This is a genomic window from Dellaglioa sp. CoH-55-MRSF-9, assembly GCF_056782155.1.
Window position 1 is genome coordinate 37,481 of sequence record NZ_JBXAYG010000002.1, and the last position, 22,019, is coordinate 59,499.

18 protein-coding genes are annotated in these 22,019 nt (G+C 33.8%); 13 read left to right on the forward strand and 5 right to left on the reverse strand.

What is annotated here, in order from left to right:
* The first annotated feature begins 131 nt into the window (after positions 1 to 131).
* The 8 genes from AC1RPV_RS02005 (at position 132) to lepA (ending at position 10,464) form a co-directional block, all read left to right on the forward strand.
* Positions 132 to 1,538 (forward strand): tetratricopeptide repeat protein, encoded by a 1,407-nt coding sequence (locus AC1RPV_RS02005; protein WP_481761380.1) that lies wholly within the window; start codon positions 132 to 134, stop codon positions 1,536 to 1,538.
* Between the two features lie 157 nt (positions 1,539 to 1,695).
* Complete coding sequence (truB, locus tag AC1RPV_RS02010) at positions 1,696 to 2,601, forward strand: tRNA pseudouridine(55) synthase TruB (protein ID WP_481761379.1); 906 nt, start codon at positions 1,696 to 1,698, stop codon at positions 2,599 to 2,601.
* A gap of 16 nt (positions 2,602 to 2,617) precedes the next feature.
* Positions 2,618 to 3,562 carry a riboflavin biosynthesis protein RibF gene (ribF, locus tag AC1RPV_RS02015; protein WP_481761378.1) on the forward strand — a complete coding sequence of 315 codons (945 nt, stop codon included), beginning with the start codon at positions 2,618 to 2,620 and terminating at the stop codon, positions 3,560 to 3,562.
* A gap of 154 nt (positions 3,563 to 3,716) precedes the next feature.
* Entirely contained in the window at positions 3,717 to 4,760 is a 1,044-nt protein-coding gene (hrcA, locus tag AC1RPV_RS02020) for a heat-inducible transcriptional repressor HrcA (protein WP_409022460.1), read from the forward strand.
* A gap of 17 nt (positions 4,761 to 4,777) precedes the next feature.
* Positions 4,778 to 5,374 (forward strand): nucleotide exchange factor GrpE, encoded by a 597-nt coding sequence (grpE, locus tag AC1RPV_RS02025; RefSeq protein WP_481761377.1) that lies wholly within the window; start codon positions 4,778 to 4,780, stop codon positions 5,372 to 5,374.
* Positions 5,375 to 5,399: 25 nt separating this feature from the next.
* On the forward strand, positions 5,400 to 7,235 hold the full coding sequence (gene dnaK / locus AC1RPV_RS02030) for a molecular chaperone DnaK (RefSeq protein WP_481761376.1): 1,836 nt from the start codon (positions 5,400 to 5,402) through the stop codon (positions 7,233 to 7,235).
* A gap of 125 nt (positions 7,236 to 7,360) precedes the next feature.
* Positions 7,361 to 8,500, forward strand: a complete 1,140-nt coding sequence (dnaJ, locus tag AC1RPV_RS02035; RefSeq protein WP_481761375.1) for a molecular chaperone DnaJ — start codon at positions 7,361 to 7,363, stop codon at positions 8,498 to 8,500.
* A gap of 122 nt (positions 8,501 to 8,622) precedes the next feature.
* On the forward strand, positions 8,623 to 10,464 hold the full coding sequence (gene lepA, locus AC1RPV_RS02040; RefSeq protein WP_481761374.1) for a translation elongation factor 4: 1,842 nt from the start codon (positions 8,623 to 8,625) through the stop codon (positions 10,462 to 10,464).
* A gap of 39 nt (positions 10,465 to 10,503) precedes the next feature.
* Here lepA and AC1RPV_RS02045 read toward each other — a convergent pair whose 3' ends face one another.
* From AC1RPV_RS02045 to AC1RPV_RS02065, 5 genes are all read right to left on the reverse strand, one after another.
* Complete coding sequence (locus tag AC1RPV_RS02045) at positions 10,504 to 12,486, reverse strand: cation:proton antiporter (protein WP_481761373.1); 1,983 nt, start codon at positions 12,484 to 12,486, stop codon at positions 10,504 to 10,506.
* A 112-nt stretch (positions 12,487 to 12,598) separates the two neighbouring features.
* Positions 12,599 to 13,951, reverse strand: a complete 1,353-nt coding sequence (locus AC1RPV_RS02050; protein WP_481761372.1) for a gluconate:H+ symporter — start codon at positions 13,949 to 13,951, stop codon at positions 12,599 to 12,601.
* Positions 13,952 to 13,972: 21 nt separating this feature from the next.
* Positions 13,973 to 15,514, reverse strand: a complete 1,542-nt coding sequence (gene gntK / locus AC1RPV_RS02055) for a gluconokinase (RefSeq protein WP_481761371.1) — start codon at positions 15,512 to 15,514, stop codon at positions 13,973 to 13,975.
* Positions 15,515 to 15,620: 106 nt separating this feature from the next.
* Complete coding sequence (locus AC1RPV_RS02060; RefSeq protein WP_481761370.1) at positions 15,621 to 15,944, reverse strand: hypothetical protein; 324 nt, start codon at positions 15,942 to 15,944, stop codon at positions 15,621 to 15,623.
* A 60-nt stretch (positions 15,945 to 16,004) separates the two neighbouring features.
* Positions 16,005 to 16,964, reverse strand: coding sequence for a nucleoside hydrolase (locus AC1RPV_RS02065; RefSeq protein WP_481761369.1), 960 nt, complete (start codon positions 16,962 to 16,964; stop codon positions 16,005 to 16,007).
* A 172-nt stretch (positions 16,965 to 17,136) separates the two neighbouring features.
* On the opposite strand from AC1RPV_RS02065, the gene AC1RPV_RS02070 reads away from it, so the two are divergent.
* From AC1RPV_RS02070 to AC1RPV_RS02090, 5 genes are all read left to right on the forward strand, one after another.
* Complete coding sequence (locus AC1RPV_RS02070; protein WP_481761368.1) at positions 17,137 to 17,625, forward strand: DUF3013 family protein; 489 nt, start codon at positions 17,137 to 17,139, stop codon at positions 17,623 to 17,625.
* Between the two features lie 12 nt (positions 17,626 to 17,637).
* A complete protein-coding gene (gene prmA, locus AC1RPV_RS02075) occupies positions 17,638 to 18,585 on the forward strand; it encodes a 50S ribosomal protein L11 methyltransferase (RefSeq protein ID WP_481761367.1) in 948 nt (315 codons plus the stop codon).
* Positions 18,586 to 18,594: 9 nt separating this feature from the next.
* Positions 18,595 to 19,323 carry a 16S rRNA (uracil(1498)-N(3))-methyltransferase gene (locus tag AC1RPV_RS02080; protein ID WP_481761366.1) on the forward strand — a complete coding sequence of 243 codons (729 nt, stop codon included), beginning with the start codon at positions 18,595 to 18,597 and terminating at the stop codon, positions 19,321 to 19,323.
* A gap of 34 nt (positions 19,324 to 19,357) precedes the next feature.
* Positions 19,358 to 19,681 (forward strand): hypothetical protein, encoded by a 324-nt coding sequence (locus AC1RPV_RS02085; protein ID WP_481762180.1) that lies wholly within the window; start codon positions 19,358 to 19,360, stop codon positions 19,679 to 19,681.
* Positions 19,682 to 19,766: 85 nt separating this feature from the next.
* Positions 19,767 to 21,995 carry a RelA/SpoT family protein gene (locus AC1RPV_RS02090; RefSeq protein WP_409022473.1) on the forward strand — a complete coding sequence of 743 codons (2,229 nt, stop codon included), beginning with the start codon at positions 19,767 to 19,769 and terminating at the stop codon, positions 21,993 to 21,995.
* Positions 21,996 to 22,019: the final 24 nt, after the last annotated feature.

Genomic DNA, 22,019 nt, shown 5'->3' on the forward strand with positions numbered 1-22,019 from the left:
TTGAATACTAATTCATTTGAAGAATTATGAATTTTTCTTATACCACTATTCAACAATCATTAGATAGTGTGGTAATTTCCTTTAAAAAATTAATTTAATTTTCAAAATATATATTAGAAAGAGGTACTAATTTGAATTCAGAGCAATATAAAGAATTATTAACTTCACAGTCAAAAGAAGTATTAATTCGATTACTAACAAAATATACTGAGAATAAATACGAAATAAAGAATGATATATTAGCTGATTTGGGATTTTTGGATGAAGAAGAAGAAATAGAAGATGCAAAGGAACGAATTCGAGAAATTATTTATGAAAATAGGAAACAAGGGTATGTTTCGTGGAGAGGATACGACAATATTAGTGAAGTAGTCGATAATCTGCTCTCTATTTGTGACGTGAGATTTAGTCAAAATTATTTAAAAGCACCTATGTTAATATTATTAGATTTATTAGAACAATTAGTAAAGGTCAGTGAGTATACAGAATTAGGGTTTATGATTGAGCAAGAGAGTATACTTTCTAAAATACGGATTTATGTAGAAAAACTGTCTGTTAAAGATGGGGCAGATGAAAAGAAAAAATTAATTGTTACGAATGTTATTCGATATGCTAAAAAAAATTTTTGGAATGAATGGGCGGTGAGTGATTTTGATTTACTCAGTCTCATTCTTCCTTTGCTAAATACAAAAAATACGGATAAAGTATTGAAAATTGCCGATAAAATTAGTACAAGATTTGATGAATATACACAACAAGATAGGAAAAGTAAATATTTATTATTTAAAATTAAATTGTTCTTCCAAGTAAATAAAATTAAAGAAGCAGAAGAAATTATTAATAATAATTTAGATATTGATGATGTTAGAATGTTTAAAGTTGAGTTAGCTGTTTCAAGAAAAGACTATGAAGTTGCAGAAAAATTAGTACTAAAAAAATTAATTACAGATAATGATAAAAATATTCAATATTTACAACCTTGGTATACTCGACTAGATACTATCTATGAGGAGACAAATCAAGTTCAAAAAAGAATTGAGTATTTAAAACAGGCATTATATAAAGGCAATGATTCCGATTATAAAAAATTAAAAAAGCTTTTAGTTGATAATGGATTTTGGAAAGCTGAATACCCTGATATTCTGAAAAACATTTCTAAAACACTTGATAATTGGCAACTTGCACAGATATTAGCAGATGAAAACGAAGCTACCATTTTGCTACAATTAATTAAAAAAAATCTGAATTTATTTATGAATTATGGAAAATATATTTACCCACTATATCCCAAAGAAGCTAACATGATGTTTGAAAGCATAGTTAAAGATTTAATAGTTAAAGCTAAAAATAGAAAAGACTATCAAAATATTGGCGATTATATTTTACGGTATAATAACTTTGGAGATGAGGAAGTAGCAATATCTCTTTGTGAGGGTTTGAAAAAGAAATATAAAAATCGGCCTGCACTACAAAAAGAAATGGATAACGTTATGGAAAGAATAAAAAATTATGATGTTTATGGGAAGTTTTGTGAATAATAACGTAGCTAAAACTGTTGGTAAATAGGTATTTAGGAATGATGATAGATAGTTATCTCTTAAATAGAAATTTCAATATTTATAAAAATTAGAATCGATATCCCTTGTTTTACTGATTATGATATACTGTTAAAAGTATATTAACGGAGGTAAGACAATGGACGGAATTATTCCACTATTCAAAGAACGTGGTATGACCAGTCATGATTGTGTTTTTAAGTGTCGTGGCATTTTTCAAACCAAAAAAGTTGGTCATTCAGGTACTCTTGATCCAAATGTTGATGGTGTTCTACCGATTTGTATTGGTAAAGCGACAAAAACAGTAAACTATTTGATGAATTCTGGCAAAGTATATGCGGGTGAAATAACACTTGGTTTCTCTACAGAAACTGAAGATTTAGATGGCGAAATAATCGAAGAAAAAGAGATTATAGATCCTTTCACATCGGAAGAAATTGATGATGTTATGAACCAGATGACAGGTACAATGATTCAAATTCCACCAATGTTCTCAGCTGTTAAAGTAAACGGACGTCGCTTATATGATTACGCTCGTAAAGGTGAAACAGTGGAACGTCCAGAAAGACAAATAACGGTGACTTCATTTATTCAAACGAAAGCTACAGAATATGATTTAGAAAATAAAAGACAAAAAATTTATTTTGAAGTTGCATGTGGAAAAGGGACCTATGTTAGGACGCTAGCTGTTGATCTCGGTAAAAAATTAGGTGTACCTGCAGTTATGTCCGACCTGACTAGACTGGAAAGCGGCGGTTTTAGAATTGATAAGGCGTTTACCCTGGACCAATTAAATGAGGCTAAAGTCAATGGGACGTTAGAATCGTTGTTATATCCAATTGATACAGCGCTAACATCATTTAAAAGGTATGAATTAACAACTGAACAGTGGCTTATTGTCCAAAATGGTGGATTTTTAGCAGTTGATTCGTTTAATAATGAGCCAACAGTTTCTCTAGTTTATGAAAATAAAATTAGATGTTTATACAGATTGAATAGTGAAAAAAATCGTTATCAGTCTGAGACAATGTTTGATTTAGGATAAAGGAAGATATTGGAACATGAAAGTTATTTATTTAACTGAACCGTATAACCCTAACGAAATTAGTAATGATTCTATTTCACTTGCTATGGGTTTTTTTGACGGTGTTCATTTAGGACATCAAAAAGTAATACAAGAAGCTAAGCAAAAAGCTAACGAAAAAAATATTAAACTTGCAGTAATGACATTTGATAAGCATCCGTCAGTACAATTTCAAAAAGCACCCGAACAAAGTGTAAAATATTTAACGTCTATGGAAAAAAAAATATTATTAATGAAGCAATTAGGCGTTGATATTTTTTATATTTTAACGCTAAATAATAGTTTAGCAAAAATGGAACCACAAGATTTTGTCGATAAATATATGGTTGCATTGCATGTAAAGGTAGTAGTTGCAGGATTTGATTATACGTATGGTAAAAAAGATATCGCAAATATGGATACACTACCTTTATATGCTAATCAAAAATTTGAAATTATTACTGTGCCTGAATTAGCGACGAATCATCAAAAGATAAGTTCATCTCGAATTAGAATGGAAATTGATAACGGACATATTAGCGATGTTAATAAGTTATTGGGCTATAAATATGAAACACTTGGTAAAGTTGTTCACGGTGAAGCTAGAGGTAGAGAACTTGGCTTTCCAACATTAAATTTAGAATTCAATGAACACATTCGAATTCCGGGACCCGGAATATATGTGACTAGCGTTCAGGTTGGTGATGTCTGGTATCGTGGGATGGCATCTATTGGCTACAACGTAACGTTTGGAAAAAATCGTGAATTAACGGTCGAAATAAATTTATTTGATTTCAACGAGATGATTTATGGCCAAATTGTTACGGTTCAATGGTTAGCATATTTGAGAAGTGAAGTTAAATTTGAAGGTATTCCTGGATTAATTACGCAATTAAATAAAGATAAAAAAAATACTAATACTTATTTTGACCAACACATATAAGTATTGGTTTAATGGCTGACTAAATAGGATATATTTAGTCAGCCATTTTCTTTAAAAAAGTGAGTGCATTCCTTGACAATAATCTCAACATTTAGTATATTAATAGTTGTCTTAGCACTCCATTGTGTTAAGTGCTAAAAAGAGGTGATTGATCATGCTAACAGAAAGACAAATGTTAGTGTTAGAAGCAATTGTCAGAGTATATACAGAGGTTGGTCAACCTGTTGGTTCTAAATCGGTCGTTGATTTTTTACCAATGCATGTAAGTTCAGCAACTATCAGAAATGAAATGGTGACATTGGAAAATAATGGGTTAATTAAAAAAACACATTCTTCTTCTGGTAGAATTCCTTCATTTTTAGGTTATCGATATTATGTTGATCACATTGTTAAACCCGGCGTTGTTCCAGCAGCGGAATTAGCGAATATTCAAAATTCTCTTGGTGTTCATTTTCAAAAGATTGATGAAATATTTGCAGAATCAACTAAGATTCTTTCGGACTTAACAAATTATACAGCGATTTCTTTACGACCTGAAACAATGGAAAGTCGTCTCGAAGGTTTTCGATTAGTACCATTAGGAAATCATCGAATTATGGCTATTCTTGTGATGAGTAGTGGCGTTGTTGAGAATCAGACATTCAGTATTCCTAAATCGATTAACGGATCAGATTTAGAAGCCGTAACAAGGTTGTTGAATGACCAATTAATTGGGTTGTCATTAGCTGAAATTTCTAAGAAGTTAAGAACAAGTATCCCAGTTATGTTGGTTAATTATATGCGTAGGCCAGCTGGTATTTTAGATATTTTTGGTAATATTTTAAAGCAGGCAGCACGTGAACAAGTTTTTGTTGGCGGTAAATCTAATATATTAGATTTTGCTACCGATAGTAACGTGGATGAATTAAAATCATTATATGATTTAGTAGACACATCAAATAACAAGAATATTGGTGAATTAATTGGAATTCAAGGTAAACCTATTCAAATTAAAATTGGTGAGGAATTAACGAACCAATTACTTGATAACTATAGTCTTATATCAGCTAGTTATGATGTTAGTGACCATGGTCAAGGGGTTATCGCATTATTGGGTCCTACAAATATGCCATATTCAAAAATGATTGGTTTATTAGATGCATTTAGTGATGAGCTTGCTAAAAAATTGTTAGATTATTATCAACAATTTGATAAATAAGAAAAGGGGTGTTGTGTGTGGTTAAAGATGCCAAAGAAGATTTAGTTGAAGAAGATGTTACACAAGAGCAACATCAGTCTAGTGAAGCAACTAATCAAAATGAGAAAAAAAGTTCTGTTACTGATAAAGTAAAAGAAAAATTTAGTAAAAAGCCTTCTGATGCAGATAAATTAGTTGAGTTACAAGCTAGTTTAGACACAATGGAAGATAAATATTTACGAGCAGAAGCCGAAATGGCAAATATGAATACACGCTTTAAGAAAGAACAAGAACAACTCTTAAAGTATAGCGGGCAATCATTAGCTAAAGATGTTCTACCAGTTATCGATAATTTGGAACGAGCATTGGCAATTGAGGTTGACACTGAGAGTGGCGAACAACTTAAAAAAGGTATTGAATTAGTTTATAAAGATGCACAAAAAGCATTAACTAATAATGACGTTATAGAAATTGCAACTGATGACGTTACTTTTGATCCAAATGTTCACCAAGCAGTTCAAACAGTTCCAGCTTCTGATGATCAAAAAGCAGATACAATTGTTCAAGTCCTTCAAAAAGGATATAAATTAAAAGATAGAGTGTTACGTCCAGCAATGGTCGTTGTCGCTCAATAATAATATAAGAAGAGGTAGATAAATTATGGCAAAAATTATAGGAATTGATTTAGGAACAACTAACTCAGCTGTTGCTGTGTTAGAAGGTAAAGAAGCAAAAATTATTACAAACCCAGAAGGAAATCGTACAACACCATCTGTTGTTTCATTTAAAGATGGCGAAACTCAAGTTGGTGAAGTTGCTAAACGCCAAGCAATCACAAACCCTGATACTGTTGCATCAATTAAACGTCACATGGGAGAAGAAGGCTACAAAGTAGATATTCAAGGAAAATCATACACACCACAAGAAGTTTCTGCTATGATTTTACAATACATCAAAGAATATTCTGAAGCTTACTTAGGCGAATCAGTAACACAAGCTGTTATTACAGTTCCTGCTTACTTTAACGATTCACAACGTCAAGCTACAAAAGATGCTGGTAAAATTGCCGGTTTAGAAGTTGAACGTATTGTTAACGAACCTACTGCTGCTGCTTTAGCATATGGTCTTGAAAATACTGAAAAAGATGAAAAAATCCTTGTATTCGATTTAGGTGGTGGTACATTTGATGTTTCTATCCTTGAATTAGGTGATGGTGTCTTTGAAGTACTATCAACAAACGGTGATACTAAACTTGGTGGAGATGATTTTGATCAAAAAATCATGGACTGGTTAGTTGAGACCTTCAAAAAAGAAAATGGTATTGACTTATCAAAAGATAAAATGGCAATGCAACGTCTTAAAGATGCTGCTGAAAAAGCTAAAAAAGATGTATCTGGTGTTACTAGTGCACAAATTAGCTTACCATTTATTACAGCCGGTGCTGCTGGACCTTTACATTTAGAAGCAACATTATCACGTGCAAAATTTGATAATCTTACACAAGACTTAGTTGAACGTACACGTATTCCAGTTCAAAATGCTTTAAAAGATGCTGGATTAACAAATGCTGATATTGATCAAGTTATCTTGGTTGGTGGTTCAACACGTATTCCTGCTGTTCAAGCATTAGTTGAAAAAGAAACAGATCACAAACCTAACCAATCAGTTAACCCTGATGAAGCTGTTGCACTTGGTGCTGCAATTCAAGGTGGTGTCATTACTGGTGATGTTAAGGATGTTGTTTTACTTGATGTAACACCACTTTCATTGGGTATTGAAACAATGGGTAGCGTCTTTACTAAGTTAATTGATCGTAATACAACGATCCCAACAAGCAAGTCACAAACGTTCTCAACAGCTGCAGATAACCAACCTGCCGTTGATATCCATGTCTTACAAGGTGAACGTCCAATGGCTACTGATAATAAAACATTAGGCCGTTTCCAATTAAATGATATTCCTGCTGCACCTCGTGGAATCCCTCAAATTGAAGTTAAATTTGATATTGATAAAAATGGTATTGTTAACGTTTCTGCTAAAGATTTAGGCACAAACAAAGAACAAAAAATTACAATCAAGAGTTCAGGTGGTCTTGCAGAAGACGAAATCGAACGCATGGTTAATGAAGCTAAAGAAAACGAAGAAGCAGATAAGGCACGTAAAGAAGAAGTTGATTTGAAGAATGAAGTTGATCAATTATTATTCTCAGTTGATAAAACTTTGGAAGAATTAAAAGGTAAAGTAACTGAAGAAGAAATTAAATCTGCTGAAGATGCTCGTGATGCTTTGAAGAAAGCTCAAGAAGATAACAATGTTGAAGATATGAAAGTTAAGAAAGATGAATTGAATAAAATTGTTCAAGACTTAACTGTTAAATTGTATCAACAAGCACAAGAAGCTCAAGGTGAAGCTGGTGCTGAAGGCACGGCTAAAGACCCTAAAGATGAAACTGTCGATGGTGACTTCGAAGAAGTTAACCCTGAAGATAAGAAGTAATCTTTACTAAATTTTGAGTGTGATAGAAAGTCAAAGGCCTTTGGGACTTTGGCTTTTTATTTCATGTTAGACATGTTATCCTATTTAGAGCAATAAAAACCAAAAAGGTTATTCGGAGGTACGGAATGGCAGAGAACAAAGATCCATATAATGTACTTGGTGTGACTAAAGATTCGTCACCTGAAGAAATAAAAAAAGCGTATCGTAAGTTATCTAAACAATATCATCCGGATATTAATAAGGATGCTGGTGCCGAAGATAAATTTAAAGAAATCACTGAAGCATATGAAACAGTTGGTGATCCACAAAAGAAAGCTGAATACGATCAATATGGTTCAGCTGGGTCTCAAGGTGGTGCTTACCGAGGATTTGGTGGTCAAGGACAACAAGGTGGATTTGGCGGCGGTGGATTTGAAGATATTTTCAGTTCATTTTTCGGCGGTGGTGGTGCTTCCCAAGATCCAACCGCTCCACGAGCAGGTCGTGATTTGCAATACGAGATGACATTGACATTTAATGAAGGTGTTTTTGGTAAAGAATCAACAATTAAATACAATCGTAAAAGTCTATGTGCTACTTGTTCTGGTTCTGGAGCAAAACCTGGAACTTCTCCAATTACATGTCATAAATGTGGTGGTCGAGGTACTATCCAAGTTGAGCGTCGTACGCCACTTGGAAACATGATGACTGAACAAGAATGTGATATTTGTCATGGTACAGGTAAAGAGATTAAAGAAAAATGTGATACATGTCATGGATCAGGCCATATTGATGAAAGACATGAAGTTAAAGTAACTGTTCCTGCTGGTGTTGAAGATGGTCAACAGATGCGTCTTCAAGGACAAGGTGAATCTGGTGAAAATAGTGGACCTTATGGAGATTTATACATTATCTTTAGAGTTCAGGCTAGTGGCACATTTGACCGTGAAGGTCCTGATATTTACATTGATGTTCCAATTAGCTTTGTCCAAGCTGCATTGGGCGACGAAGTAACGGTTCCAACCGTTCATGGAGATGTAAAAATGAAGATTCCCGCTGGAACACAGACTGGAACGACTTTCAGATTACGTGATAAGGGTGCGCCTAAATTACATGGTAAGGGTAATGGTGATCAAGAAGTGACGGTTAATATTGAAACACCTCGTAATCTTAAAAAAGAACAAAAAGATGCTTTGAAAGAATTTGCTACAGCTAGCGGTAAAAACGTTGTTGGCGAAGGTAATTTATTTGATAAGTTAAAAGATCAATTTAAAAATAAGAAATAAAGTTAAAAATAGAATCGTCTTCTAAGATGATTCTATTTTTTTGTATGCGAACTGTAATTGTGTTTAGTAGCGTTGATTGTTATAATCAGAAGAGATAGAAACAAGAAAGTAGGACGCTATTAATGGATTTTGAAGAAATGCAAGATAGACAAAAACATATTCGAAACTTTTCGATTGTAGCACATATTGATCATGGAAAATCCACACTTGCGGATCGTATCCTCGAGATGACTGATACAGTTACTAAACGTGAGATGCAAAATCAATTACTCGATTCGATGGATCTTGAACGAGAACGTGGAATTACAATTAAATTAAATGCGGTTGAATTACATTATCTTGCTAAAGATGGTGAAACATATATCTTTCATTTAATTGATACACCAGGACATGTTGATTTCACTTATGAAGTTTCAAGGAGTTTGGCGGCTTGTGAAGGTGCTGTACTTGTTGTAGACGCTGCTCAAGGTGTTGAGGCACAGACACTCGCAAACGTTTATTTAGCGATTGATGATGATTTGGAGATTTTACCAGTTATTAATAAAATTGACTTACCATCTGCTAATGTTGAAATGGTAAAAAAAGAAATTGAAGATGTTATCGGATTAGATGCCTCTGATGCCGTTCTGGCAAGTGCTAAAAATGGTATTGGTATTGAAGAGATGCTGGAACAGATTGTAACGAAAATTCCTGCACCAAATGGTGATTTAAAAAAACCATTGAAAGCTTTAATTTTTGATTCAATCTATGATAGTTACCGTGGCGTTGTTTTGAGTATTCGGGTGGTTGACGGTGTTGTAAAACCTGGCGACACAATTGAATTAATGAATAGTAAGAAAAAATATGAAGTGACTGAAGTTGGGGTTATGTCACCCAAAGCAGTTAATCGTGATTTTTTAATGGCCGGAGATGTTGGGTATGTTACAGCGGCAATTAAAGATATTCGAGATACACGAGTTGGTGATACAGTAACTTCAGCTGACAATCCAGCAACTGAAGCACTAGATGGTTACCGTGCAATTAATCCTATGGTTTATTGTGGGTTATATCCCGTAGATAATTCAAAATATAATGAATTACGTGAGGCACTTGAAAGATTACAATTAAATGATGCTGCTTTACAATTTGAACCAGAAACGTCACAAGCACTAGGATTTGGGTTCCGTTGTGGATTTTTAGGGTTATTACACATGGATGTTGTCCAAGAGCGGTTAGAACGTGAATCTGGGTTAGATTTGATTACAACGGCACCATCTGTAATTTATCATGTTGATTTAACTGATGGTGAGAAAATAATTGTTTCTAACCCTTCTGAAATGCCAGAACCATCATCAATTAAGCAAATTAACGAACCTTATGTGAAAGCAAGTATTATGGTACCTAATGAATATGTTGGAGCAGTCATGGAACTTTGTCAAAAAAAACGTGGTGTTTTTGAGACGATGGATTACTTAGATGAATTCCGTGTAAATATTATTTATCATATGCCTTTATCAGAAATTATCTTTGATTTCTTTGATAAATTAAAATCTAATACACGTGGATATGCATCCCTGGATTATGAAGAAGAGGGTTACCGTCCAAGTGATTTAATTAAAGTTGATATCTTGTTGAATGGTGAAGCAGTTGATGCATTGAGTTTTATTGTTCATCGTGATTTTTCTTTTGAACGTGGAAAAGGTATCGTCAATAAATTAAGATCATTAATTCCGCGCCAAATGTTTGAAATTCCAGTTCAAGCTGCTGCTGGACAAAAAATTATTGCAAGAACAAATATTAAAGCATACCGTAAGGATGTTACAGCTAAATTGTATGGTGGAGATCGAACACGCCGTATGAAACTTTTGGAAAAACAAAAAGCTGGTAAGAAACGAATGAAACAAGTTGGTAATGTTGAGATTCCACAAGAAGCATTTATGGCAGTCTTGAAAATTGATGAAGATGAAGAATCTAAGAAAAAATAAGTAAAAACGACAACCGGAAAAGTCTGGTTGTCGTTTTTTTTATGATAAGTATGCTTCATTATTTTGCATGTAAACCATCTCATCGTATGAAATTTGTTCTCTTAACAGATTTGCCGTTGCAGGGGTGATTAATTTTTGTTCTAATTGAAGTTGAACAAAATTATATTCTAATTGAAAGGCATTTATAAAAATATTATTTTGTAAGATAAGTTCAGTCTCATTTGAAAACATTCTTCTGTGTCTAACTGATAAAAATTGTCTAACCAGAGTAACGGCCATTGAATTGTCAACAGTGGTAATAGAGGTTAAATAAGTAATTGCTGCCTGATAACTAGATTCCTCCATTAAAATAAAGTCATCTTTTGTATTATTATAATATTTTTTGAAAGTATTTTTTTGATTTTCAGTAACCTGAGATAGCGCTTTTTCGCCTTTCTTAATAGCAAAATGTTTAAATAAATGAAGTGAATAGAATTTCAAGTGTATTATGAGATGTTTAAGTGAAAATCCACGGGTTGATTGATAAGTTGTAGCAAGATACTTTTCGTACCAAGAACCAGTTTTTTCAGAAACCTGACCACTCGATAATAATTCATGCAAAATATTTTCTTCAATTTCTTGTGTTTTTTCTAATAGGTCATAAAAATCACTCTTTTTAGGCCGTTTTAAAAAATTTTGTTGGTTATATAGCGTTTCAATTACTGTTTGTCTTTCTGGACTAGGAATATTTGTGACATTAAGTTGTTCAACAGTGTAAATAACCATCTTAGAACGAATTTCACCAATATTTTCTAAAATAGTAATCTCATTCTTTTTGGTAATTAAGTGCGGTAGTAGGAAAGTAGGAACTAACATGCTAATTAATATAACTAATGCAGCTATAAAAATGATTTCATTTCTCATAGGGAATTCAATTCCTGAAACAGTTACTAATGGTAATGAGTATGCCATGGATAGTGTAATTGTTCCGTGAATTCCACTTAGGGCAAATGTAAAATCGTCTTTTGTTGATAAATTTTTTAATAGGAAGTGGGACCATAGAAAACGCATTAGTGTCATAATAAAGTAAATACCAATACTAATAACAAGTAAAATTAGTGAATTAAATCCTGAGCTTTTTAATAAATCCGAGGTAACAGTAGGCAATGTTAAACCTAGAACTACAAAAACAAACCCATTTAAAGCATCTGTAAGTACTTTCCAAATACTACTTGATATAAATTGTAATTTAGTTGAAGATAACCGTAAACGATCTTTTTGAACACCATGAATTAAACCGGCAGCAACGACTGCTAAAATACCTGAACAACCTAATTCTTCAGATATAAAATAAATTAAAAAAGGAGTTATTATTTCAATTGGAATCATAATTGCTGTATCTTCGATGTGCCAATTTAGTAACGTTAACCTTATTTTAACGAATACTAATCCTAAAAATGCACCAATTAAGAGTCCACCAAAAAATGATGTGCTAAAAGCACTTAGACCTTCGTTCATAGAAAAAGTACCTGAAGAGAAAGCAGTTAATGCTAAACTAAGACCAACAATACCAGATGCATCATTAAACAAGGATTCATTTTCCAATATATTCATCATTGACTCAGGAATCGGTAAATTTTTTGTCACTGAAGATACTGCTACTGTATCTGTGGGTGTGACAATCGCTGCTAACGCAAATGCTAAGGCAAGTGATAAATCAGGTAAGACTGAGTGAACTAAAAACCCAGTGACAATTATTGTTGCACCAACTAAAATGATGGCTAATGAAAGCGTCGTTAAAATATTTCTAGCTAATGCTCTTCTAGATGTATTTTGGGCTTCATTGAAAATAATAGGTGCAACGATTATCATAAAAAATAATTCTGGGTTAAGTTCGAAATGTTGGAAATTTGGTAATAAAGAAAGCGCTAATCCTATACCAATTTGATAAAAAGCTTGTGGAACTTTTGGAAACTTAACAGCAATCACATTTGCGATAACCACGCCACCAAGTAATAATAAGATAGCAGATAGTGAATCCATAATATTGCCTCCAATAATTTCAATTTAGAATGGTGTCTATTTTAACACATGTCTAAATTTAACAACATAATAAAAGGCTAAGTTATCTAAAATAACTTAGCCTTTTATTAATTTATACGAATAAGTTAATAAGCATAACACCACCGAGCCCTGAAACAGAGACGACTGTTTCAAGAACGGTCCACGTTGCGAGTGTTTCTTTAACGGTTAGATCAAAATATTCTTTAATCATCCAGAAACCAGCATCGTTTACGTGAGATGCAATTAAACTACCTGAACCAATGGCGATAACCATTAATGCAGGATCAACGCCTGACCCAGCTATTAAACCACTGACTAGACCGGCAGCTGTTAATGCAGCAACTGTTGCAGAACCAAGAGAAATTCTAAGAAGTGCAGCAATTAACCAGCCTAACAATAATGGTGATAACGATGAGGATTCAAACATTCTTGAGATAACATCTGCGACACCACCATCAACAAGAACTTGCTTAAATGCACCTCCACCACCAATGATTAAGAGTAGCATTGCAATTTGTTTAATGGCAACTTCAAGAGAAGCCATAATATCTTTGACTGGGATCTTTCGGGCAATACCCATTGAATAGATAGCGAACAGAAGGGAGAGCAGCATGGCAACGCCAGGAGACCCAACGAACATGAAAAAGGAATCTATAGAGTTAGGGTTCTTTGGTGTTATCCCTTTATTAATAATCATGTCGTAAACTGTTGAAATAGCCATAATTACAACGGGAAATAAAGATGTCAAAGTACTCATTGCAAAACTAGGTGTATCTTCAAGTTTAAATTCTTTTTGTGTTCCTAATGCGCTTAAATTTCCTTTTTGCTTAAATGCCGAAGGAATATATTTTTTTGCAATCATAGCGAAAAGTGGACCGGCAATCAATGTTACCGGAATAGCTAATAGTAATCCGTAAATAAGAACCATCCCTACATTAGCATTTAGTGCTGATGCAATTGCAGTTGGGGCGGGGTGAGGTGGTAAAAAGCCATGAGTAACTGAAAGTGCAGCTGCCATGGGAATCCCAAGATATAAAACTGAAATTCCTAATTCCGTAGCAATCGCAAAAACGATTGGGATCAATAAAACAATACCAACTTCGAAAAATAATGCAATACCAATAATGAATGATGCAAGTACGACTGCTAATTGAATCCATTTTCGACCAAATCGGTTAATTAAAGTAGTCGCAATCCGATAAGCACCACCTGAATCAGCAACCAGTTTACCTAGCATAGCACCAAAACCGAAGACTAAGGATAAATGACCTAATTGACTACCAATACCATTTTCGATAGAAGTCGTGATTTTATCTAAAGGCATCCCTAATCCAATGGCAACAACAAATGATGTGATAATTAATGAAACAAATGTATTTAATTTAAATTTAATGATTAATAAAAGTAAAAAGAGAATCCCAATAAAAACAATTAAAAGTGGCATAGTAACTTTCCCCCAATGAAACTAGATTTGATGATAATGTTTCCGCTGGAAATCAGCAATATTTTTATATTCAGCGCTTAATGACCTACTTACTCGAACAAATATAGGTAATAGCTCACGATATACTTCAAAGTTTTCTTTTTGTGGTTGGTGGACATGCATGGAACCAATCATATTTTCAACAGCAGATAGATCAGCAATTAAATGTAAACTTTGCATTCCTAAGACAGCTGCGCCAAGACAAGAACTTTCAAAACTTTCAGGAATTGTAACTTCTTGTTCAAAAATATCGGCTAATAATTGTCGCCATAAAGATGATTGGGCAAAACCACCTGTTGCTTGGATTCTAGTGGGTTTCCCAGCAATTTCAGTTAGTGCTAACATGACCATGTCTAAATTGAAAACGATCCCTTCAAGTACAGCTCGAGCCATATGCGCACGTGTATGTTGACGTGTTAAACCAAAGAATGAACCTCTAGCATTAGCATCCCAGAGTGGTGCCCGTTCGCCACCAAGATAGGGGTGGAAGAGGAGTCCATCGGAACCGGCAGGAACCTTTTCTGCAATTTGAGTGATGACTTCATAGGGATCAATTTTCATTTGTTCAGCAGTAATTTTTTCGGGTGTAAATATCTCATCGCGCAACCAGCGGAAGACGATACCGCCATTGTTAACTGGCCCACCAATGACCCATTTATTTTTGGCGAGCGCATAACAGAATAGTCTACCTTTAGGATCTGTAACAGGGTGATCGATAACCATTCTAACGGCACCACTCGTACCAATTGTGACAGCCGCAACACCCGGTTCGATAGCATTAACACCAAGGTTTGATAGAACACCATCACTTGCACCAACAATAAAAGGAACATCACGTTGGATACCAGTTATTTTAGAAAATTCAGTATTTAGTCCGGATAGTTGGTACGTTGTTTCAACTAGTTCTGGTAACTGTTCAGGTGTGACACCAGTTACAGATAATGCTTGCTTATCCCAATCTAAATTAAAAATATTGAATAAGCCTGTAGCTGACGCTAAAGAATGATCAATAACAAGTCGATCAAATAATTGATATAAAATATAATCTTTAATACCAACAAAATAGGCTGCCTGATTAAATAAATCTGGTTTATCATTCTTTAACCAAATTAGTTTTGATAATGGTGACATAGGATGAATAGGTGTTCCAGTTTTGAGATAAATTTCATGACCAACACCTGATTCATTTAAATCATCACTCCACTTGCTAGCTCTGTTATCAGCCCAAGTAATCGATCTAGTTAACGGTTTATGATTTTTATCAAGTAGAATTAAACTGTGCATGGCAGCTGAAAATGAAACGCCTTTTAAATCAGTGGGGCGTAAGTTCGCTTTTTTATTGACCTCAGTGATTGCTTTTGTTACAGCAGCATAAATTTCATCAGGATCTTGTTCAGCCATCCCATTTTCTTCTTGATAAAGTGAGTAACCAATATTAGCGTATTCAATTACGGTACCTTTAAGATCGTATAAAACTGCTTTCGTGCTTGTTGTTCCAATATCAACACCGATTATATGTGGCATAGTGATCTCCCTTGAATAAATAGTAGTATGAATAATAAAGTTTATTAAAATTACAGTTAACGCTTACATTATCGTCTTTGAGTTAATTTAAAGCAACTATCTTTACTTATTTAAAATTTGATAATAAAGGATAGAATGCTGCTAAAATTAAAAAGAAGGAAAGAATAATGATTAGAATAGTTTGACGGCGATTACCATGATGTAAGAATAAGTTTAAACATGAGGTAACAGCAATGTAACCACCAAGTATCATCAAAAAGATAAATGTATCTGTAATAGGATTTAAACTAATAAGCGAAAAAAGTCCCAGTATCAATAGCCAGTTACGACTATTTTTTTCCCAGGCTAACGAGCCAAAAAAAAGTGACTTATATGAAAATTTTCGACGTTTTTTTTTCGTAAATGTAGAAATATAAATAATAGTGGTCATAATAAACCAAATGGAAAGAATGAATGGACCGAGATATTGCATAAGTAAACTCCGTTAAATTTAATTTTTTGAAAATAAAGTTGATAAACGTGTCATAAAAGTCGATAAGAATCTTTCGGTTTCAACGGCAACAGCGACAACCGTTGTTGCTTGATTTGAATTTAGGCGTGTCTCGTCACCGATTGTACGTCCAGAAAAAGGCGCTTCTGTGTCAACTTTCATATTGATAGGTAAAGTAGTGACTAAAGATGCATCTATAGCAACGGCAACAGCTAAGGGGTCATGCAAAGCACAGCCGTCTAAATTTGTTTTTAGGTTTGCATAGGCGTTAATATAGTAATCAACAATATCGGCGAAAGCTCGACTTGATGGACTGTCAATTTCACGCCATAGCTCTGTTTCTTTTTTTGTTAAAAGTGTTTTAAGTGTTACGTCTAGACCTACCATTGTAATAGGCAATTTACTTTGGAATACTTCATTTGCGGCTTCTGGATCTTGATTAATATTTGCTTCAGCAACGGCAGTTACATTTCCAGGGATTGTTAAAGCACCACCCATTAAAACGACTTTACCAATTAATGTTTCAATTTTAGGATCTTTTTTTATGGCTAATGATAAGTTCGTTAATGGACCAGTAGGCACAATAATTAAATCTGATTGAAATTCATGTGCAGAATCGATAATAAAATCGATTCCAGATTCTGAGGCGTATGGTTGGCTTGATTTAGGGATTTTTATGTCACCTAAACCGTTCATACCATGTATTTCTTGGCTTATTTCTAAAGTATCAAAAGATTGAGTCGTGATTGAATGTTTCTCACCGAGATAAACTGGAATATTTGATTCACCTAATAAATTAAGTAAGTTCAAACTGTTTTGAACACCAGCTAGCATTTGCAGGTTACCGTAAGAACCTACAATACCAATTAAATCAATTTCGGTACTAGCGAGAGCATAGGCAATAGCCAATGCATCGTCAATACCAGTGTCTAAATCCAAAATCATTTTCTTTCTTCCCATAAATAAAACCTCCCCAATATTTTAATAACCTTAGTTTACCAAAAAAAGCGATAAATTGTTATCGTTTTCCTCTTTAATTAATGCATGAATGAATGCAATGCTTTATAATAAACTTTGAGAACTAAACAAAATTTGATGTAATTTAAATTTATTTAAAATATGAGGTGATAGTATGGCACAAGAAACATTGTTTGATTATTTAAAGAAGGAATTACCAAAAATTGATTTTGATGGTGATATTGTATTAGATTGGCAGAAAAAGGATCATACATTTACAGTAGATCTCACATTTTATGCTGAGAATAAGTCACAACAAGCAATTCTTGATATTGAAGGTGTTAACTCAGAATTACCCATTATTTCATTTGGGGATGCTATATTACTCTATGATGAAGAACGTTTTGACTCAAAGGAAGTTGAAAAAGAGTATTTAACAACATTACCCTTTCAAGGGAAATCGGGTTGGGAACGCTCAGAGGCAGCAGCATTTATTAACTATTTACAAATTGTACTAGACAATGGTCAAAGTGATTTGTTAGATTTTTTGAATGATGATGATGCTGAATTCTTTGAACTAAGTTGGTCAGCTAGCGATTTTGAAAAAATTCAAAAAGCACAAAGTACAGAAAAAAGTATGCGATTAATTTATCCAAAATTTTAGGAGGATTTCAATTTGAAATGGACAGAAGTAAGTATCTCAACAAGTAGTGAAGCTGTAGAAGCGGTTTCTAATATTTTAATTGAAAGTGGTGCTGAAGGTGTCCAAATTGATGATTCAAAAGATTTTGAAAAATTAATGCAGGATAATTTAGACGGGAACGATTTTACATCAGTTGAGCACCAAAATGATGGAGCAAAGATTTCTGCCTTTTTCCCTGAAACTATTTTTATTCCTGAAATATTGCCAACTATACAGAGTAGGGTTAATCAATTAGCTGATTTTGGACTTAATCCGGGACGTGGTCTGATTGAATTGAATGAAGTGGATGACCAAGGTTGGGGATTGGAATGGCAACAATACTACCATCCGGTTAGAGTTACCCGATTCCTAACAATAGTACCAAGTTGGGAGAAATATCAGGTGGTCCAACCTGATGAAAAAGTGATACGTTTAGACCCTGGTAAAGCATTCGGTACAGGAACACATCCCACAACCCGGCTAGCTTTGGTAGCACTAGAGCAAGTAATACGTGGAAATGAATCTATGATTGATGTTGGAACAGGTTCAGGTGTTTTAAGTATTGCTGCAAAACATCTTGGTGTTGGTCATATTGATGCGTATGATTTGGACGATATTGCAGTAGATGCTGCCGTATTAAATTTCAACTTAAATCCAATTGCAAATCAGATACATGTAGCAGCTAATGATTTACTAAATGGTATTGATAATAAGGTTGATTTAATTGTGGCTAATATTTTGTCCGAAATTATTGTACCGTTAATTCCGCAAGCTAGAAGAAATTTAAATCCAGGTGGCCATTTTGTGACATCTGGGATTATTGCAGATAAAGTCGATTTAATCAAGGAGTCACTGGTAACTGGTGGATTTGAAATACAACAGATTTTAAATATGGGTGACTGGTTCTCAATTATTGCAGTTAAAATGGATTTGGAAGGTTAGGTAGTAAAGATGCAGAGATATTTTTTGAAATCTGATGAGTTAATTTTAACAGATGAGGATTTTCATCATGCAATTAAAGTTATGCGTTTGGCTGTTGGTGATCAAGTTGAACTCGTTAAGCAATCAACAGAGGTTGTTGTTGCAAAGATGAAACAGGTTACTGAAAGTTCAGCTACTTTTGATTATCAAAAGACAGTAGAAACATTAGTTGAGTTGCCAGTAGAAGTAACAATTGCGTCGGCTCTTTCAAAAAAAGATAAGGCAGACTGGATTGTACAAAAAGGTACAGAAATGGGGGCTGCCCATTTTATATTTTTTAATAGTGATTTTTCTATTGCAAAATGGGATCAAAAAAAGCAGGCTAAAAAAATTGAACGTTTAAAAAAAATTGCTAAGGGTGCTGCAGAACAAGCACATCGAACTAAAATTCCAACGATTTCATACGCTAAAAAAATTGATGAGATATTTCAACAATCTTATGATATTCAGATTGTTGCATATGAAGAATCTGCTAAACAAGGTGAGGTTAGCCAACTAAAAAAATCATTTGATTTGATTGAACCTAATCAAAATATGATTGCGGTATTTGGTTCAGAGGGTGGTATTTCAAAATCAGAAATTGATAAGTTAGCTACAGCTGGTTATCAAAAGGTAGGCTTAGGACCTAGAATTTTACGTGCAGAGACTGCTCCGTTATACTTATTAGCGAGCCTTTCATTTGTTAGTGAATTAAGTTAAGTAAGGCATGAGAAAACGAAATGAGGAAATATTTTTGAAAAATTTTCTAAGCATAACAGCTGCATGGTACTTAACGGTAAGTATTGCCATCGGAATTGTGGTCCCGATGGTACTGACCTTAGTTAATGCAAACGATGTTATAAAAATTGGTGTTTCTTTATTTATAGTAAATGTCATTTTTTCTATCATTATTGGTGTTATTATTGGTAGAAATGATCATAGTTTGATTTTTAACTTTTTCTTTCCAGTTATTTTTGCAATAGGTGTGTTGTGCCATTTATTTCAAAGTATCACTATCTTTTTTGCAATTATTTATCTTTGTTTATCATTATTAACATGGGGAATTTCAAAAAAATAATACAAATACTTTATGAATACATGAGTACGCGGACTGCATTATGGAATCGCGTATTTTTATTTTATATAAAAAGAGGTGTGTAGATATGACAAAAGAAGAAATGTGGAGTGCTAGAGACGTTTTGGAAATCGTTGAAAGCTATATGAATGAAGAACATGTTGCATTTGTACAAAAAGCATGTGATTTTGCTACCTATGTTCATAAGAATCAATATCGTAAGTCTGGCGAACCATATATAATGCACCCAATACAAGTTGCTGGTATTCTTGCAGAATTAAAAATGGATCCGGAGACTGTTAGTGCAGGATTTTTACATGATGTTGTTGAAGACACACCAGTTACTTTAGGTGATGTAGGCGAACTTTTTGGTAAAGATGTGCAAGTAATTGTCGATGGTGTAACAAAATTAGGTCAAATTCAATATAAATCTCATCAAGAGCAATTAGCTGAAAATCATCGTAAATTATTGTTAGCGATGTCTAAAGATTTACGTGTTATTATTGTGAAATTAGCAGATAGGTTACATAATATGCGGACGTTAAAACACTTACGTCCAGATAAGCAACGACGAATTGCAAATGAAACGTTAGAAATATATGCACCATTGGCAGACCGTTTAGGTATTAGTACGATTAAGTGGGAATTAGAAGATAGTTCATTACGTTATCTGAACCCCCAACAATACTATCGAATTGTTCATTTGATGAATTCTAAACGTGAAGAACGTGAGGCTTATATTTCTGGAGCTATTGAAGAAATAAAAGTTTCCATTAGTGATTTAAAAGTTTCAAGCGAAATTTATGGGCGACCAAAGCATTTGTATTCTGTCTATAAAAAGATGAAAGACCAACATAAACAATTCTCTCAAATTTATGACCTCCTAGCTGTTAGAGTAATTGTTGGATCAATTAAAGATTGTTATGCGGTACTTGGGGCAATACATTCTAGATGGAAACCAATGCCTGGAAGATTTAAAGACTATATTGCGATTCCAAAGGCTAACTTGTACCAGTCTCTGCATACGACTGTTGTCGGACCAGAGGGACGTCCTTTTGAAGTTCAAATTAGAACAAAAGAGATGCATGAAATAGCTGAATTTGGTGTAGCAGCACATTGGGCTTACAAAGAAGGTGTGAAAGAGAAAGTTCAGCAAGATGACGCGGGTACAAAATTAAATTGGTTTAAAGAAATTATTGAATTACAAGATGAGACTGATGATGCTTCTGCTTTTATGGAAAGTGTTAAAGGCGATATCTTTGGTGACCGCGTTTATGTATTCACACCTAAAGGTGATGTTTTTGAATTACCCAAAGGTGCAGGACCACTTGATATGGCCTACAGTATTCATACTGAAATTGGACATCATACAACGGGTGCAAAAGTTAACGGAAAGATTGTGCCATTAGATTATCAAGTCAAAAATGGAGACATTGTTGATATCTTAACTAGTAAAAGTTCAATAGGACCAAGCCGTGATTGGGTTAATTTGGTGCATACAAATAAAGCTAGAAATAAAATTAAACACTTCTTCAAACTACAAGATCGTGTTGCTAATGCAGCTAAAGGTGAAGATTTATTGACGATGCAATTAATTGATTTAGGATTTGATCCTAAAAAAGTCATTACAAAAGAAAATATGAAACAGCTTTTGGATAAAAGACAATTGTCTGAATCAGATGACTTGTATGCTGCAATTGGATTTGGAGAGGTAGCAACGTTAGGTGTCGCCAATGCTTTAACGGAAGATATTCGCTCTAAAGAAGAAGAAGTTCGACAAGTTAATGAGCAGAAGGCAATCCTTGAAGAACATAAAGAAATGAAAAAACCAGACGTATCTGAAAAAAATCGTAAAAGTAGCCATGATGGTGGTGTTGTAATTGATGGCGTCGATAACTTACTTGTTCGATTAAGTCATTGCTGTAATCCTATTCCAGGAGATGACATTATTGGTTATATTACAAAGGGGCGTGGTGTTTCAGTTCATAGAACTGAATGTCCTAATGTTATTAAAGCTGAAGAGTCCGGGGAAAGAATTATTAGTGTTAAATGGGATAAAACCATGGATGATAAATCTAATTATCAATCTGATTTGGAAATCCAAGGGTACAATCGTTCTGGACTTTTGAATGATATTTTACAATCATTGAATAATACAACTAAGCAATTAAGCTCAGTTAATGGCCGTGTTGATAATAATAAAATTGCGACAATGGATGTTTCAGTTGGCGTAAAAGATATTGTTCAATTAGAAAGAATTATGGAAACTTTGAAAAGTGTTGAAGACGTTTATGCTGTTAAAAGGAAAATTCATTAATTTTCTAATGGAGGTACTAAAGAA

Coding starts and splice junctions, on each gene's coding strand:
- truB (WP_481761379.1), top strand. CDS start 1,696: ATGGACGGAATTATTCCACTATTCAAAGAACGTGGTATGACCAGTCAT.
- AC1RPV_RS02060 (WP_481761370.1), bottom strand. CDS start 15,944: ATGACCACTATTATTTATATTTCTACATTTACGAAAAAAAAACGTCGA.
- dnaJ (WP_481761375.1), top strand. CDS start 7,361: ATGGCAGAGAACAAAGATCCATATAATGTACTTGGTGTGACTAAAGAT.
- AC1RPV_RS02050 (WP_481761372.1), bottom strand. CDS start 13,951: ATGCCACTTTTAATTGTTTTTATTGGGATTCTCTTTTTACTTTTATTA.
- ribF (WP_481761378.1), top strand. CDS start 2,618: ATGAAAGTTATTTATTTAACTGAACCGTATAACCCTAACGAAATTAGT.
- AC1RPV_RS02065 (WP_481761369.1), bottom strand. CDS start 16,964: ATGGGAAGAAAGAAAATGATTTTGGATTTAGACACTGGTATTGACGAT.
- AC1RPV_RS02090 (WP_409022473.1), top strand. CDS start 19,767: ATGACAAAAGAAGAAATGTGGAGTGCTAGAGACGTTTTGGAAATCGTT.
- gntK (WP_481761371.1), bottom strand. CDS start 15,514: ATGCCACATATAATCGGTGTTGATATTGGAACAACAAGCACGAAAGCA.
- AC1RPV_RS02045 (WP_481761373.1), bottom strand. CDS start 12,486: ATGGATTCACTATCTGCTATCTTATTATTACTTGGTGGCGTGGTTATC.
- hrcA (WP_409022460.1), top strand. CDS start 3,717: ATGCTAACAGAAAGACAAATGTTAGTGTTAGAAGCAATTGTCAGAGTA.
- lepA (WP_481761374.1), top strand. CDS start 8,623: ATGGATTTTGAAGAAATGCAAGATAGACAAAAACATATTCGAAACTTT.
- AC1RPV_RS02080 (WP_481761366.1), top strand. CDS start 18,595: ATGCAGAGATATTTTTTGAAATCTGATGAGTTAATTTTAACAGATGAG.
- AC1RPV_RS02070 (WP_481761368.1), top strand. CDS start 17,137: ATGGCACAAGAAACATTGTTTGATTATTTAAAGAAGGAATTACCAAAA.
- dnaK (WP_481761376.1), top strand. CDS start 5,400: ATGGCAAAAATTATAGGAATTGATTTAGGAACAACTAACTCAGCTGTT.